Origin of the sequence: Rathayibacter tritici, from assembly GCF_002932875.1 — a bacterium.
Classification (GTDB): domain Bacteria; phylum Actinomycetota; class Actinomycetes; order Actinomycetales; family Microbacteriaceae; genus Rathayibacter; species Rathayibacter tritici.
This window is the reverse complement of sequence record NZ_PSWS01000065.1, coordinates 37,647-50,944: the sequence shown is the minus strand read 5'-3', so window position 1 is coordinate 50,944 and position 13,298 is coordinate 37,647. Positions and strand designations below refer to the sequence as shown.

Genomic DNA, 13,298 nt, shown 5'->3' with positions numbered 1-13,298 from the left:
GGGTGGGGGAGGCGGCGGAGGCCGCCCTTGGGGGGCACGAGGACGGGGTCGGGCCAGCGGGGAGAGAGGTGGTCGCCGAGGGTGACCCGGCGGAGCTTGCGGCCGACGAGGGGGAGGACCCAGTCGGCGGCCCACCGGCGCTGCTCGCGCAGGCGTTCGCGGAGGGGGAGCGGCTCGGGCGCCTCCCACGGACCGGTCGAGATCGTATGCGGGACGCCGAGCGTGTCGAGCACGCGGCCCGCGAGGACGCGGTGGCCCCGCTTGGAGAGGTGCATCCGGTCCGCCGACCACAGCATGGGGGAGTGGAACTCTTGCATCGCCCAGTAGTCGACGAGGACCGCGCCCCGCTCGCGGGCGATCCTGCGCACGGCGCTGTTGTAGAGGTGATTGCGGCGCACGAACATTTTCGGAGCGGGCAGGCCCGGGATGTCGACGCCGGTGAAGAGGACGAGGGAGGCGCCGGTCGTCGCGAGGGCGTCGACCAGCGTTTCGTAGCGGGCGATCAGTTCGGCGGTGTCAGTGCCGAGGTCGAGGATGTCATTGCCGCCCGCGTAGAGCGTGACCAGGGTGGGACGCAGAGCGAGGGCCGGGGCGAGCTGGTCGTCGATGATCTGCGCGAGGCGCTTGGAGCGGATGGCGAGGTTCGCGTATTCCCAGCCGGGCTCGGCCTTCGCCAGGCGCTCGGCGACGCGATCGGCCCAGCCGCGCACACCGTTCGGCAGGCGCGGGTGCGGGTCGCCGACTCCCTCCGTGAAGGAGTCACCGAGGGCGACGAAGCGGCGGCGGCGGTCGTCCATCCGCTCAGCCTCTCTGCCGGGGGAGAACGCCGGGTGTCCGACGGGCGTCGGGGAGGCGGCGGGCTCCGAGCCTCCTGCGAGCTGCGCGCGGCTAGGGTGTTGCGGTGATCGATGGTGGACCGGGCCGCTCCCCGGAGGACGAAGACCCGGCGACCCGGGGCGAGACACCCGTCCCGAGCATGGAGGACGAGGACGACGAGGCGCTGGAGTGGGCGGGTGAGGGCGCGGATCCGACCCTCGCTGCGGGCGAGGCGCGAGCGCGCCGGGCGCAGCGGGCGGCGGGCTCCTCAGCGAACCGCGCGGGCGACAGCGCGGCTAACGACGAGGGGGACGACTCCGGGGACGACGATTCCGCGGACGACGCGGCCTCCTCCTCCGCTCTGCTGATCGCCTCGGGCATCGCCGCCGGGCTCTACCTCCTGTACGCCATCGCCTGGGCGATCACGGCGACGCGGCAGGGGCCGACCGTCGTCCAGCGGTTCGAGCCGGGCGACGGGCTGGGTCAGGGGATGTACACGCTCGGACTGTGGCTCGCGGTCGCGGCACCGCCGGTGTGGTTCGCCGTCGTGCTGCTCGTCACCCGCGACTCCCGAGTGCGTGCCCGCGTGCTCTGGCTCGTTGCCGGGCTCGTTCTGCTCGCTCCGCTGCCGTTCCTGAAGGGGGCGTGATGACCGACTCGACCCGGGCCACTCTCGGCGGGACCGGCCGCGGCGACCGGAGGGGCGGGCGCCTCGTCGCCTCCGTGCTCATCGCCGTCGCCTTCGCGCTCTTCTTCGCCTGGGACGTCTGGGAGGCGATCGGCAACCTGATCGGTCTGCGCAGCTACGCGGCGCTACTGGACACCGATCTGACTCCGACCGGCTGGACCGTGCTGCTGCTCGCTCTGGTGCTGCCGGTGGTCTGCTTCGTCGTCGCTCTCGTGCTCGGTCGCCGGCGCGGCCTCGCCGCGAGGGCGGGTCTGCTGGCCGCGGCGCTCTGCCTCTCGGCCGTGCTCTCGCTCGACGTGCAGCTGATCCTGGGAGTCGAGAGCCTGGTCTCCCTGGTCTGACCGTCCGCATCGCTGAGCTGACTCTCCGCGCGTCATCCGGCGCGGGACGCCTGCACCCCTCCGCTACAGTGACGGGGGGCTGCCGACGCTCCCGCCTCGGTGCCCACTCCGTCCCCTCTCCGAAGGAAGCGCCTCTCGTGACACAGCCGGTCGTCCTGATCGCCGAAGAACTCTCGCCCGCCACCGTGGACGCGCTCGGTCCCGACTTCGAGGTCCGCTCCGTCGACGGCACCGACCGTCCGGCGCTCCTCGACGCTCTCGCCACGGCGCACGCGATTCTCGTGCGCTCGGCGACGCAGGTCGACGCCGAGGCGATCGCCGCCGCTCCCTCGCTCCAGGTGATCGCCCGTGCCGGCGTGGGCCTGGACAACGTCGACATCGCCGCCGCGACCGCCGCGGGGGTGATGGTCGTGAACGCGCCGACCTCGAACATCATCTCGGCCGCCGAGCTGACCGTCGGGCACATCCTGAGCCTTGCCCGCCACATCCCCGCCGCCCACAGCGCGCTCGCGCAAGGCCTCTGGAAGCGTTCGACGTACACCGGCGTCGAGCTGTACGAGAAGACCGTCGGCATCATCGGCCTCGGTCGCATCGGTGCTCTGATCACCGCGCGCCTGCAGGCCTTCGGCGTGACCGTCGTCGCCTACGACCCCTACGTGACCAGCGCCCGCGCACAGCAGCTCGGCGTCACGCTCCTGGGGCTGGAGGAGCTACTCGCGCAGAGCGATTTCATCACCATCCACATGCCCAAGACTCCCGAGACGACCGGCATGATCTCGGACGAGCAGCTGGCGCTGATGAAGCCGACGGCGTTCCTCGTCAATGTCGCACGCGGCGGGCTGATCGACGAGGACGCCCTGCACCGTGCTTTGGTCGCGAAGACCATCGCCGGCGCCGGGCTCGACGTGTTCGTGAAGGAGCCGCCGACCGACTCACCGCTGCTCGCCCTCGAGAACGTGGTCGTCACTCCGCACCTCGGGGCCTCGACCGACGAGGCCCAGGAGAAGGCCGGAGTCTCGGTCGCCCGCTCGGTGCGCCTCGCGCTCTCGGGCGAGCTCGTGCCCGACGCGGTGAACGTCGCCGGCGGGGTGATCGATGAGTACGTGCGCCCGGGCATCCCACTGATCGAGAAGCTCGGCCAGGTCTTCTCGGGTCTTGCGGACTCGCCGGTCACGTCGATCGACGTGGAGGTGCGCGGCGAGCTCGCCGGTTACGACGTGAAGGTGCTCAAGCTCGCGGCGCTCAAGGGCGTGTTCAGCAACGTGGTCTCGGAGACGGTGTCCTACGTCAACGCGCCGGTGCTCGCGGAGCAGCGCGGGATCGAGGTGCGCCTGATCACCGACGCGGTCTCGGACGAGTACCGCAACGTGATCACGCTGCGCGGGGCGCTCTCGGACGGCTCGCAGATCTCGGTCTCGGGCACGCTGACCGGCACGAAGCAGGTCGAGAAGATCGTCGCGATCAACGGTTACGACGTCGAAGTGCCCCTCGCGAAGCACCTTGTCGTGATGAGCTACGTCGACCGACCGGGCATCGTCGCGGTCTACGGCCGCGAGTTCGGCGACGCGGCGGTCAACATCGCCGGCATGCAGATCGCGCGCACCGAGGCGGGCGGCACGGCCCTCTCGGTGATCACCATCGACTCGCCCGCCCCTGAGGGCCTGCTCGAGAAGGTCCGCATCGCGATCGACGCCGACCTCATGCAGGAGATCGACATCACCGAGCAGTGAGCACGCGGCGCTTCGCCTAGGTCGACGTCGTCGGCGTCGAGCCGTTCCGCGGCAACCCGGTGGCGGTGGTCGTCGACGGCGACGGCATCGCGGATGCGGCGATGGCGGAGTGCGCGATCGAGGTGCGGGCGTTCCTCCCGGAGGTCGGCACGCGTCGAGCGCGCGGGCGGCGAGATCGGGGTCGGTGGCGCGACGGTGACGCGGATCGACGGGGTCGTGCTCCTTTAAGACGGGCGCGGTCCTCGGCCGTCCGTGGCTGATCCTTCAGCCGCGCGGGGAGAGATTGGCGCGCGGGGAGCGATCGGCGCACGGGTGGCGTCCGTCGCCTCCGTCAGCACGGCGACGAGCTCGTCTCGACCGACGCGGGCGAGGTGCGGTGACGGCGGTCCCCACGCCGACAGGATCCGGGTGGCTAGAGCCTCGACGTCGATGTCGCCCAGGGGGACGACCAGCGACCAGCGCTGGGCGAGGACGGCCAGTGCCGATTCGTCTCCGGACGGGAGGCCGAGTGCGCTCAGGACCGCCATCGACGCGGCGGCACGGCGGCGAGGCGCTCCCCAGACCCGCGCGTCGGCCCGGGCGCGCCGGTCGATCGCCGGCAGCAGGGCGGCCAGGCAGCCGACTTTGGACACTCCGGTGACAGAGGCGAGCTCGTGCGCCAGGAACCAGCCGGGGAACGCGAACGCTGCGCGGCCCGCATGCATCGCAGGGGCGTGGCTGAGGCCGCTCAGACGGGCGATCTCGAGCCGAGTCTCCTCGGCCGCTGGTCCGCTCGGACCGGAGGCGACGGCGTCGCCCAGGACAGCGAGCCGGCCGGCGGTGGCGAGCGCGAGCTGGTCAGCACCGGCCTGCGTTGTCGGGCTCGCGTAGGGCTCGAGCGTCCGCGCGAGGGCCTCGAAGACGCCGGAGAGTACTGCGGCGGCGCTGAGGGAGCGGGTCAGTGCGGGCTCGAGCACGGCTGCCTCCGGAAGCAGGACCGATCCTGACACCAGGAAGCGGCGATCTCCCGCGGCGAGGACGGCGTTGCTGTTGCGCTCGGATCCGGTGCCGAGCGTGGTCGGCATCGCGATCAACGGCAGACGTGAGCGCGCGGTCTCGAGCACAGCGTGTCCCGGAGCCATCGACGTCGCCGCCTGCAGGTCGGCCCCCTCCGCCGCTGCTCGTGCCAGCTTCGCCCGGTCGATCACCGAACCCCCGCCCAACGCTAACACAGCTGAGAAACCTCGTAGCAAGCGTGCATCTTCGAGAACGGCATCGATGGTCGGAAAGCCGCTCACCGGGTGCACCGACGTCGGGATCTGTTCTCGCGTGAGCGTGTCGAGAACGTAGGTCGGCCCGGGGCCCGAGAGGAGTGCGCGATCGACGAAGACGATGACTTCTCCGGCCGAGTCCTGGGCATTTCTCACCGCGCGCGCGCGAAGCGCGCGTATGCCCTCTGTGTCGAATCCTGTCAAGAGAGCAGTAGCGATCAGTGAGCGCATAAGTATTACTCCATTCGGGTCTTGACCTGATGATGTCACGTACTGCTAGTGTGCGAGAGCTTGCTGGGGAGGGTGGCGAAAGCGTCGGAACTAGTGGGCATTCCTATTCACAAACAAGCAAGGGGGAAGTCATGGAACGGAGCCTGCTGAGCGGTTACACCGCTTACGCATCGCCGACGGAGATCCAGAGCATCGTGCTCAACGACGCAGAGCTGGGTGACGTGGGAACGTCGGTCAGCCTCAGCGTCAGCGTGAGCTACTCGCTGTCGTTCTCCTGGTCCTGGTCCTGGACCTGATCCGTCTGAGGACGGGTTCCTGATCGGCGCCGAGCCGTCCCCGGGGCGGCTCGGCGCTGACTTCTCGTGACTCGCTTCTTCGAGGAGCATTCTTTCCCACCCGCCTCCTTTCTCCTGCCCTTCTCTGAGGAAGGAGAAGCGAGAGGCGGACAGTGTGCGCTTCCCCGAGGGAGGTGACCGCCACCGCGCCATCCAGACCTCACCGCCCGAAAACACGACAGGAACTGCGAGGCCTCCGGTGATGACGACCAGCCCGACGACGGCCGCGGCGATCGACCTGATCACGTCCAGCGAGCCGGTCTCGCAGGACGACATCGACCGCCGCCTGAGCCCTGCGCACCGGATCGGCCCGGCCTCGGCCGTGCTCCAGACCGTCCAGGCGATCCGCCTCAGCCGGCCACGAGTCGTGCGCTCGACGCGCGAATCCGACCAGCTGACCGCCGTCCACGTCGAGTCCGAGGCCGGAATCGCGGGGATCGTCTACGTGCAGGAGACCGCGGAGGGCCGCCTCGAGGGCCTCCGGCTGGTCGCTGCGGTTCCCCCGCTCGCCGACGCGGACGACCTTCGCGGCGCGCTGTCGGACGTGGCGGGAACGGTCTCGGTGCTGATCCGCGACGGGGCCCGGCTCGACCGCTCGGGTGCCGAGGTCGTCGCCGGATCGTCGTTGATGAAGCTGTTCCTCCTCGACGCGGCGCTGGGTGCCGTCGAGTCCGGCGAGTTCTCTCTCGCCACCGACTGCGTCATCCGGGCATCGGACATCTCGTATCTCAGCAGCGGCCTGACTCCGGCGCATATCGGCAGGTCGGTGTCGCTCCGTGACCTCTGCTCGCTGATGGTCCTGCGATCCGACAACAGTGCGGCGGACATTCTTCTCCGCATTCTCGGCGCGGAGAGAATACTCGCGACAGCCGAGTCGCACGGCCTGTCTCGCGCGCTGAATACTCCACTGCTCTCGACCAGGGACTACTACCGTCGCGCCTGGGGTGCGGCAGCGGATCCCGCGGCCGATCATGCTACTGTCGACGCCCTCCTGCGCGCGAATGCTCTCGAGGACATCCGATACCCGGACGGGCTGGACTACTTCGTGACGCCCGAGTCGATCGACAGCGTGATGCGTCGCCTGTCCGAGCGGCCGTGGACTCCGTGGCTGACGGAGAATCGATGGGAAACCGCTCCGATCATTCAGTTCAAAGGCGGCTCCGCACCCGGCGTGCTCGCCGGCTCCTGGCTGCTCGTGACTCCCGATTCGGTGAAAGGACTGACTTTCTGCTTGAATGGAGATCAGCCGCTCGGCGCGATCGAGGAAGTCTATGCATTCGCGTGTGCCGAGGCGGTGCTCTCGACGGGGGACATGTCGCGGAGCGACGGAACGAGGGGGATCTGATGCTGACCGAGGCGATCACGGACAGGCTGGTGGGGCGCAACCGCTCCACGGTTGTCACGTCTGCGGAGGGCCTGGTTTTCCGCAAAGTGTTCTCAGGTGAGCGGGCCGACGCCGACCGGCGCTTCCGCAACACCCTGCACTGGGAAGAGGTCCGTCGCGCGCGGGAGCTGACGTTCTCGCCGGCGATGCTCTCGAGCGACGCCGAGGCGCGGACGGTCGTCTTCCCCTATCTGCTCGAGGCGCGCTCGCTCCAGCAGGTGCTCGACAGCGCCCAGGACACGGACGAGGCCGAGCGCCTCTTCGGCCGGGCCGGCGCGATCCTCGGCGAGCTGCACTCGATCACGGGGCTGCATCCCTCCCTCGACACCGACGGCTCGGAGGACGAGCCGTTGCACGGGTTCGACTGGCTGAGCCCCGACGCCTACGCCCGGGCAAGCGGCGGCGAGCTCGAGTGCTGGCGGCTGTTCCAGCACGACGCCGAGCTGGTCGAGGCCGTCCGCACCTGGACGACGGGTCAGCGCCGATTCGAGGTGGTGCCCTCGCACGGCGATCTGCGCCCGGATCAGTTCCTCGTCGGAGCCGACGATGAGCCGGTCCTGATCGACTGGGAGGAGTTCACCGTCGCTCCCGCGCACCGCGATGTCGCGGGGCTGCTCGGGGCGGTGCTCTTCGACGCGATCGCGCGCGCTTTCACCGGAGTCGATTCGCCGGAGAGCTCGCCGCTGGACTTCCACAATCTTCTGCTCGAGCGCGGCGAGACGATGCTCGACCGAGCGCGGCCGGTGGCCGCCGCGATCCTCGCGGGATACCGCAGCCGCTCCGACCAGGACCTGGATCGCGACGAGATCGCCCGGGGCGTCGGCTGGTACGTGATCGAGCGCGTCATTGCGCGGTCAATGCTCTCGTACGCGATGTCGGCCTCGGACCGAGCGCTGGCCGGCATCGGCCGCCAGGCGATGCTCGAGCCGGGCAGCGCCGCTCTCCTCCTAGGCGAGGTGAGCGCATGAGCGCCGCGGGGCCCTCGGCGGCCGAACTCGCCGGGCTCCTCGAGTTGGATGCCGATCGCGGGGTGCTGATGCTCGGCGACGCGCGCCTCGACCTCGACGCCCTGGATCCCCGGCGCGGACTGTCGACCTGGCTCTACGCCACGCTGCACGCGGGCAACCCGGACGTGTTCGCGACGACGTCGCTGCTTCCCGACGAGGCCTTCGAGGAGGAGATCCGAGCGGCCCTGCCGGATCCAGGCGTCAGCGTGCCCGTAGAGGCCCCGCTCGGAACCGCCGCTGTCGCAGGCGTCGTCGAGCTGCACCGTGTGCGCGTGCGGTTCGACGACGAGGAGCTGACCGAGTCGCTGGGAGCCCGACACGCGCGCGTCTCGTGCCTGCGCCCGAATCTCACTCCGGGTTTCTTCATGTTCGTGCACGAGCGCGCCGACCGGCCGGCGGCCCCCGGATCGATGCTGCGTCACTACGTGCGGGTCGAAGACCCGGACGAGGCTCTCGCATTCTGGGCCGCCAGTGTGCACGAGCTCGTGCGGCTCGGCCTCTCGTTCCGCACCAAGATGCTCTCGCGGCCGGACGCGTTCCCGCGCAACGACTCCCTCGTCTACTACTCCTCGGTCGACGCGGACGCGGTCGCCGCGGCGCTGAGCGCTCTCGTGGCATCCTCGGGAGCCGAGACGAGCGGGTCGCCGCTGTGCGCAGAGGTCGTCCCGGGGCTGCGGGTCGCCGCGGATCCGCTCCGCTCCGGGCGAGAGCAGAGCTTCGGTGAGAGCCGGTGCGCCGCACTGGCCGTCGGAGTCGCCGCCGCCGTGACCGCGGGCGGCTCCCTGGTCGAACACCTCCGCGACGCGCTCGTCGAGGCCGGCATCGATCCGGATGACGTCGCCCGCAACCTCGCGCCCGGCGCGAGTGGGGATCGTGCCGCGTGAGCGAGATCTCGCTGCTCTGCCCGCATCAGCCGAGCGGTCCGGGGATCGTCCGGCGCTACGCCCGGGCCGTCCGGGAGGGTCGTTATGCGCGCCTGTGGACGGGCCAGTCCTTCCAGATCGAGAGCCACATGGCCCTCGCCGGCCTCGGCGGGACGGAGGACGCGGTCCCGGTCGGGATCGGTACCGCGCTGGCTCCGCTGCGCACGCCGTATGACGCTGCGCTCCAGGCGCGTTCGCTCGCAGCGGTCCTCGGCCGCCCCGTCGCAGTGGCCTATGGCGCCTCCGACCCGGACTTCGTGATGGCGACCAGGGGGGCTCCGCTGGAGCGCCCGGCCAGCTACACCGCCGCTTACGCGGGCATGGTCCGCGACCTGCTCGCCGGACGCTCCGTGACGAGCGTCGAGCCCGGCCTGGAGGCCCGTGAGGCGCGGCTCCCCGCGTTCGAGACGGGACCGGTCGAGGTGGGGACCGGGGTGTTGCGGCCCGGGATGGCGTCGCGGTCGCGCGATCTGGTCGACTTCGTCGTTACCTGGATGACGCCGCGGACCTACGTGCGCGACGTCCTCCTGCCGCGCCTGACGCGCGCGGACGGCTCCCGGGCACGGGTGGTGACCAACGTGCACGTGGCCCTCACCGGGCCGGGACGCTCCCCGAACCTGCTCGCGCAGGCCGGCTGCTCGAACCACCTGGCGCGCTTCCACTACTCCGACATGCTCCGCCGCGCCGGGATCGACGCGCACCCCTCCGACATCGCCTCCGGCGCGCGCGAGCTCGTGCGCCGGAACGTCTTCGTCGTCGGCGACGCGCAGGAGGTCGCGGAGCAGATCCGCGACATCGGCGGGCACGGCATCGACGAGGTGGTCGTCAACCCGACGGCGGTGGCAACGGTGCACGGCGACGAGGCGGCCCTCGACGACCTCCAGCAGATCAGTGAAGCCCTGAGACCGAAGGTGATGTCATGAAGATCGAAATCCTGCTCCCCGTCCTGCTGCTCGGTCTGGCGTTCCTGATCTACTGCTACGTCGATCTGATTCGCAGCGCGGGCACCCGGTACCTGCCGAAGTGGGCGTGGGCGATCATCTGCGCGATCTCGATCCCCCTGGGCGGAATCCTCTACCTTATCTTCGGCCGGACCGAGCAGCGTGCAGCCCAGTAGCGAGGTGCAGAGCGGGACCGAGGTGCGGCCCAGGAGCAGCGTGCTGGTCCGCGCCGATGGTGCCACGGTACGGTTCGGCTCGTTCACGGCGCTGGACGGCGTCGACTGCTCGTTCGCGGGGACCGGTGTGCACGGCCTGATCGGAGTGAACGGCGCGGGGAAGACGACGCTCATCCACGCGCTGCTGGGGTTGATTCCGGTCACTTCCGGGCGGATCGAGCGCGGCTCCGGCGAGATCGCCTACTGCCCCGACACCCCCAGCTTCGAGCCGTTCCTCACGCCGCTCGAGGTGATGGCGCAGTCGGCGCGGCTCGGCGCGCCTGCGAGCGGAGTCGCCACGCGGCGCGCGATCCGGGACCTGTTGGCGCGGGTCGGGCTGCAGGACGCCGCGCGGCGCCGGGTGGGCGGGTTCTCGCGCGGGATGAAGCAGCGGCTCGGGATCGCCGCCGCGCTGGTGCGCCGACCCTCGCTGCTCATCCTCGACGAGCCCACGAGCGCCCTCGATCCGGTCGGGCGCGAGGCGATCCTCGAGATCGTGCGCCGCCTCGGCCGCGAGATGTGCGTCGTGATCTCCAGCCACATCCTCACCGACGTCGACTCGGTGGCCGATCGACTCGTGGTCCTGGACCACGGACACCTCGTCTTCGCGGGGGACAAGGGTGCGTTCATCGAATCCGCCTCGGTGCGCTCGAGCATCGTCGTGTCCTCGTTCGAGGACGCGTCGGCCTTCCGTGCCCGCCTCGCGACGGCAGGGGTGGCGTCGGAGCCGGCCCTCGGCTCCGTCCGCGAGCTGCTCGTGCCGATGGGGTCGGTCGAGCCGCTGCTCGCGGTGATCGCGCGCAGCAGCGGCGACATCCGCTCGATCAGTTTCGGCGAGAACTCGCTGCAGCAGGCGTTCATGAACCGGATCGGCGCGCTCGCCGAGGCCGGGGCGGGGGAGCGGTCGTGAGCCTCTCCGTCGAGTTCAAGCGCTGGAATCGCACGCGGAGGTTGCTGGTCGTGGCACTCCTGTTCCTCTTCTCCGGCATCACGTCGCCGCTCATCGCCGAGTACAGCGCCGACATCTTCGGCGCGCTGGGGGCGACCGAGACCGTGACCATCACCGTCTCGGCGCCCACCTGGCAGAACCTCGTCGACTCCTACTTCAAGAACTCGTCGCAGCTCGCCCTGCTGCTCTCGGGCTACCTGGTCGGCTGGGCCTGCGCGCTCGGGCCGGATGAGCGCCTGCGCCTGTTCTACCGCTCGCGGGCGACGGGTCCGTGGCAGATTTTCGGCCCGCGGCTCGCGGTCTCGGCGATCGTCGCCTCGATCGGGGCACTCGCCGGCGCGCTGATGGCGGGGTACGAGACGGTGGTCCTGCACCCCGACCTCGACGGGGGACTCCTCGTCGGAGGGCTCGCCCTGCAGGCCGGCGCGCTCGTCGTGTTCGTCCTCCTGGCCGGAGTCCTGGCGTGCCGGACGAACGCTCCCTTCCTCTCCGCGATCGCCGTCGCGGCCGTCGTCTTCCTCGGTGGGCTCTTCGCCGGCGCGGAGGGGTTCCAGCAGTGGTCCCCGACCGCCCTGCTCTCGCCCTCCGGCCTGATCGCCGGTGACGGGCCCGACCAGTGGGGCGCCGTTCTCGTCTCGCTCGCGGTCCTGACCGTCGCGATCGCGAGCGTCCTCCTCATCCGCATCCGATCGAACGGACATCGAAGCACATGATCGAGACAGCGACCCAGACGCCGACCGCGCACCGCTCCGAGGAGCTGATCGGCGTGCACGGCCTCACCAAGACCCTCGGCGCAAGGACCGTGGTCGACGACGTGTCCTTCTCGCTGCGGCGCGGATCCGCGTTCGGCCTGCTCGGACCCAACGGCGCGGGCAAGACCACGACGGTCCGCCTGCTGACGGGGCTGCTCACTCCGACCGCCGGCTCCGTGGAGCTGTTCGGCGAGGCGCTCACAGCGGAGTCGGCTGACCGCCTCCGCCACCGGATCGGCGTGCAGACCGACGGCAACCTCTACGACCTGCTCACCGTCCGCGACAACCTCACGGCCTGGGGCGAGCTGTTCGGGATGTCGACGGCCCGCCGGATCGCGCGCATCGACGAGGTGCTCGAGCTGTTCGGCCTCTCGGACCGGGCGGACGACGTGCTCGGCTCGTTCAGCAAGGGCATGCGGCAGAAGGTGGCGATCGCCCGGGCGATGCTGCACGAGCCCGATGTGCTGTTCCTGGACGAGCCCACCTCAGGGCTGGACCCCGAGGCCGCCGCCGACCTGATCGGCCACCTCTCGTCGCTGACCGCGTCGAGCGAGGTCGCGGTCGTGATCTGCACTCACCAGCTGCAGGGCCTGGAGACGCTGTGCGACAGCATCGGGATCCTCGACCGCGGCCGACTGGTCGCCTCGGGCCCCGTCGCGCAGCTCCTCGAGCAGCGCTGGCCGGACACCACGGTGCAGCTCACTGTGGACGGGGACCCGGCCGCCGCCCTCGCGATCATCGCGCGCGCCGCCTCCGCACCGCCCACCTCCGACGACGGCGTCCTGACCCTGCGCGTGCGGTCCGAGGCCGACATCCCCGCCCTGGTGCAGGCGCTCGTCGGCGGAGGCGTCCGCCTCACCTCGATCCTCCCTCGGCGCCACACCATCGAGGAGTACTACTTCACGACCATCGGAGCAGAACGATGAACCGCCGCCGCGTCACCGCCCTCGTCCAGAAGGACTTCCGCGAGATCCTGCGCAACAAGCAGGCACTCGCCCCGATCATCGTCGTGCCGATTCTTTTCGTCACGGTGCTCCCGGTGCTCGTGCTCCTCCTCGGGAGCAACCAGACGCTGATGGCGTCGATCAACGGAATGCAGCAGTTCCTCGCGAACCTGCCCGCAGGCATCGTCCCCGCCGACTACGACCTGGCGCAGTCCACCGCCTACGCGATGGTGATCTACTTCTTCGCGCCGATCTTCCTCCTTATCCCGGTGATGGTGGCCAGCGTCACGGCGAGCGCGAGCTTCGTGGGCGAGAAGGAGAAGCGGACGATCGAGGGGCTGCTCTACACGCCGCTGACCAACAGTGAACTGGTGCTGGCGAAGATCCTCGTCTCGCTGATCCCCGCGGTGCTCATCACCTGGGCGGCGTTCCTGCTCTACGGCCTCGTCGTGAATCTGGTGGGCTACCCGCTGTTCGGCGGGCTCGTCTTCCCGACCGCCACTTGGCTCGTCTCGGCATTCGTACTCGCTCCGCTGATCGCCTTCCTCGCGATCTGCCTGATCGTGGCGGTGTCGCAGCGAGCGACGACGGTGCAGGGCGCGCAGGGCACCGCCGCCTTCCTGGTGCTTCCGCTGGTGGGGCTGGTCGTCGCGCAGACGGCGGGGCTCTCGCTCTTCAACCTCGCCGTCGCCGGGGTCGGCGCGGTCGTGCTCGTGCTGGTCGACCTGGCCCTGTTCTTCGCCGTGGTGCGGCGCTTCGACCGGGAGCGGCTGGTGACGCGGCTCTGACTCG

The 13,298-nt window shown here is 70.4% G+C and carries 15 protein-coding genes; 13 read left to right on the top strand and 2 right to left on the bottom strand.

The window, feature by feature from the left end:
• The coding region (locus C5D07_RS13180) for an SGNH/GDSL hydrolase family protein (protein ID WP_104259522.1) at nucleotides 1–797 on the bottom strand (797 nt) is incomplete at its 3' end.
• 104 nt (nucleotides 798–901) lie between these two features.
• Here C5D07_RS13180 and C5D07_RS13175 point away from each other — a divergent pair.
• From C5D07_RS13175 to serA, 3 genes are all read left to right on the top strand, one after another.
• Nucleotides 902–1,465, top strand: a complete 564-nt coding sequence (locus C5D07_RS13175) for a hypothetical protein (RefSeq protein WP_068252182.1) — start codon at nucleotides 902–904, stop codon at nucleotides 1,463–1,465.
• On the top strand, nucleotides 1,465–1,845 hold the full coding sequence (locus C5D07_RS13170) for a hypothetical protein (RefSeq protein WP_084415822.1): 381 nt from the start codon (nucleotides 1,465–1,467) through the stop codon (nucleotides 1,843–1,845). Before C5D07_RS13175 ends, C5D07_RS13170 begins: the two co-directional genes overlap by 1 nt.
• Nucleotides 1,846–1,982: 137 nt before the next feature.
• Nucleotides 1,983–3,575, top strand: coding sequence for a phosphoglycerate dehydrogenase (gene serA, locus C5D07_RS13165; protein ID WP_104259520.1), 1,593 nt, complete (start codon nucleotides 1,983–1,985; stop codon nucleotides 3,573–3,575).
• Nucleotides 3,576–3,799: 224 nt separating this feature from the next.
• Here the strand turns inward: serA and C5D07_RS13160 are convergent, their stop codons facing one another.
• On the bottom strand, nucleotides 3,800–5,056 hold the full coding sequence (locus C5D07_RS13160) for an iron-containing alcohol dehydrogenase (protein ID WP_068252187.1): 1,257 nt from the start codon (nucleotides 5,054–5,056) through the stop codon (nucleotides 3,800–3,802).
• A gap of 131 nt (nucleotides 5,057–5,187) precedes the next feature.
• On the opposite strand from C5D07_RS13160, the gene C5D07_RS13155 reads away from it, so the two are divergent.
• From C5D07_RS13155 to C5D07_RS13110, 10 genes are all read left to right on the top strand, one after another.
• Nucleotides 5,188–5,352: a signal protein gene (locus C5D07_RS13155; RefSeq protein WP_068208500.1), complete on the top strand. Its 165-nt coding sequence runs from the start codon at nucleotides 5,188–5,190 to the stop codon at nucleotides 5,350–5,352.
• A 241-nt stretch (nucleotides 5,353–5,593) separates the two neighbouring features.
• Complete coding sequence (locus C5D07_RS13150; RefSeq protein ID WP_068252189.1) at nucleotides 5,594–6,736, top strand: serine hydrolase; 1,143 nt, start codon at nucleotides 5,594–5,596, stop codon at nucleotides 6,734–6,736.
• A complete protein-coding gene (locus C5D07_RS13145) occupies nucleotides 6,736–7,743 on the top strand; it encodes a phosphotransferase (RefSeq protein WP_068252192.1) in 1,008 nt (335 codons plus the stop codon). Before C5D07_RS13150 ends, C5D07_RS13145 begins: the two co-directional genes overlap by 1 nt.
• Nucleotides 7,740–8,666: a T3SS effector HopA1 family protein gene (locus tag C5D07_RS13140; RefSeq protein WP_068252194.1), complete on the top strand. Its 927-nt coding sequence runs from the start codon at nucleotides 7,740–7,742 to the stop codon at nucleotides 8,664–8,666. The genes C5D07_RS13145 and C5D07_RS13140 overlap by 4 nt, the downstream gene beginning before the upstream one ends.
• Complete coding sequence (locus C5D07_RS13135) at nucleotides 8,663–9,628, top strand: LLM class flavin-dependent oxidoreductase (RefSeq protein ID WP_068252196.1); 966 nt, start codon at nucleotides 8,663–8,665, stop codon at nucleotides 9,626–9,628. Before C5D07_RS13140 ends, C5D07_RS13135 begins: the two co-directional genes overlap by 4 nt.
• On the top strand, nucleotides 9,625–9,822 hold the full coding sequence (locus C5D07_RS13130; RefSeq protein ID WP_068252199.1) for a PLDc N-terminal domain-containing protein: 198 nt from the start codon (nucleotides 9,625–9,627) through the stop codon (nucleotides 9,820–9,822). The genes C5D07_RS13135 and C5D07_RS13130 overlap by 4 nt, the downstream gene beginning before the upstream one ends.
• Nucleotides 9,823–9,862: 40 nt before the next feature.
• On the top strand, nucleotides 9,863–10,771 hold the full coding sequence (locus C5D07_RS13125) for an ABC transporter ATP-binding protein (protein WP_068252201.1): 909 nt from the start codon (nucleotides 9,863–9,865) through the stop codon (nucleotides 10,769–10,771).
• A complete protein-coding gene (locus C5D07_RS13120) occupies nucleotides 10,768–11,523 on the top strand; it encodes a hypothetical protein (protein ID WP_104259519.1) in 756 nt (251 codons plus the stop codon). Before C5D07_RS13125 ends, C5D07_RS13120 begins: the two co-directional genes overlap by 4 nt.
• Entirely contained in the window at nucleotides 11,520–12,488 is a 969-nt protein-coding gene (locus tag C5D07_RS13115; protein WP_068252205.1) for an ABC transporter ATP-binding protein, read from the top strand. Before C5D07_RS13120 ends, C5D07_RS13115 begins: the two co-directional genes overlap by 4 nt.
• Complete coding sequence (locus C5D07_RS13110) at nucleotides 12,485–13,294, top strand: ABC transporter permease subunit (protein WP_068252208.1); 810 nt, start codon at nucleotides 12,485–12,487, stop codon at nucleotides 13,292–13,294. Before C5D07_RS13115 ends, C5D07_RS13110 begins: the two co-directional genes overlap by 4 nt.
• The last annotated feature ends 4 nt before the right edge of the window (nucleotides 13,295–13,298 follow it).

Excerpts from the sequence above, each read along its gene's own strand:
- C5D07_RS13140 (WP_068252194.1), top strand. The coding sequence starts at position 7,740 with ATGAGCGCCGCGGGGCCCTCGGCGGCCGAACTCGCCGGGCTCCTCGAG.
- C5D07_RS13145 (WP_068252192.1), top strand. The coding sequence starts at position 6,736 with ATGCTGACCGAGGCGATCACGGACAGGCTGGTGGGGCGCAACCGCTCC.
- C5D07_RS13150 (WP_068252189.1), top strand. The coding sequence starts at position 5,594 with ATGACGACCAGCCCGACGACGGCCGCGGCGATCGACCTGATCACGTCC.
- C5D07_RS13130 (WP_068252199.1), top strand. The coding sequence starts at position 9,625 with ATGAAGATCGAAATCCTGCTCCCCGTCCTGCTGCTCGGTCTGGCGTTC.
- C5D07_RS13115 (WP_068252205.1), top strand. The coding sequence starts at position 11,520 with ATGATCGAGACAGCGACCCAGACGCCGACCGCGCACCGCTCCGAGGAG.
- C5D07_RS13160 (WP_068252187.1), bottom strand. The coding sequence starts at position 5,056 with ATGCGCTCACTGATCGCTACTGCTCTCTTGACAGGATTCGACACAGAG.
- C5D07_RS13155 (WP_068208500.1), top strand. The coding sequence starts at position 5,188 with ATGGAACGGAGCCTGCTGAGCGGTTACACCGCTTACGCATCGCCGACG.
- C5D07_RS13170 (WP_084415822.1), top strand. The coding sequence starts at position 1,465 with ATGACCGACTCGACCCGGGCCACTCTCGGCGGGACCGGCCGCGGCGAC.
- C5D07_RS13110 (WP_068252208.1), top strand. The coding sequence starts at position 12,485 with ATGAACCGCCGCCGCGTCACCGCCCTCGTCCAGAAGGACTTCCGCGAG.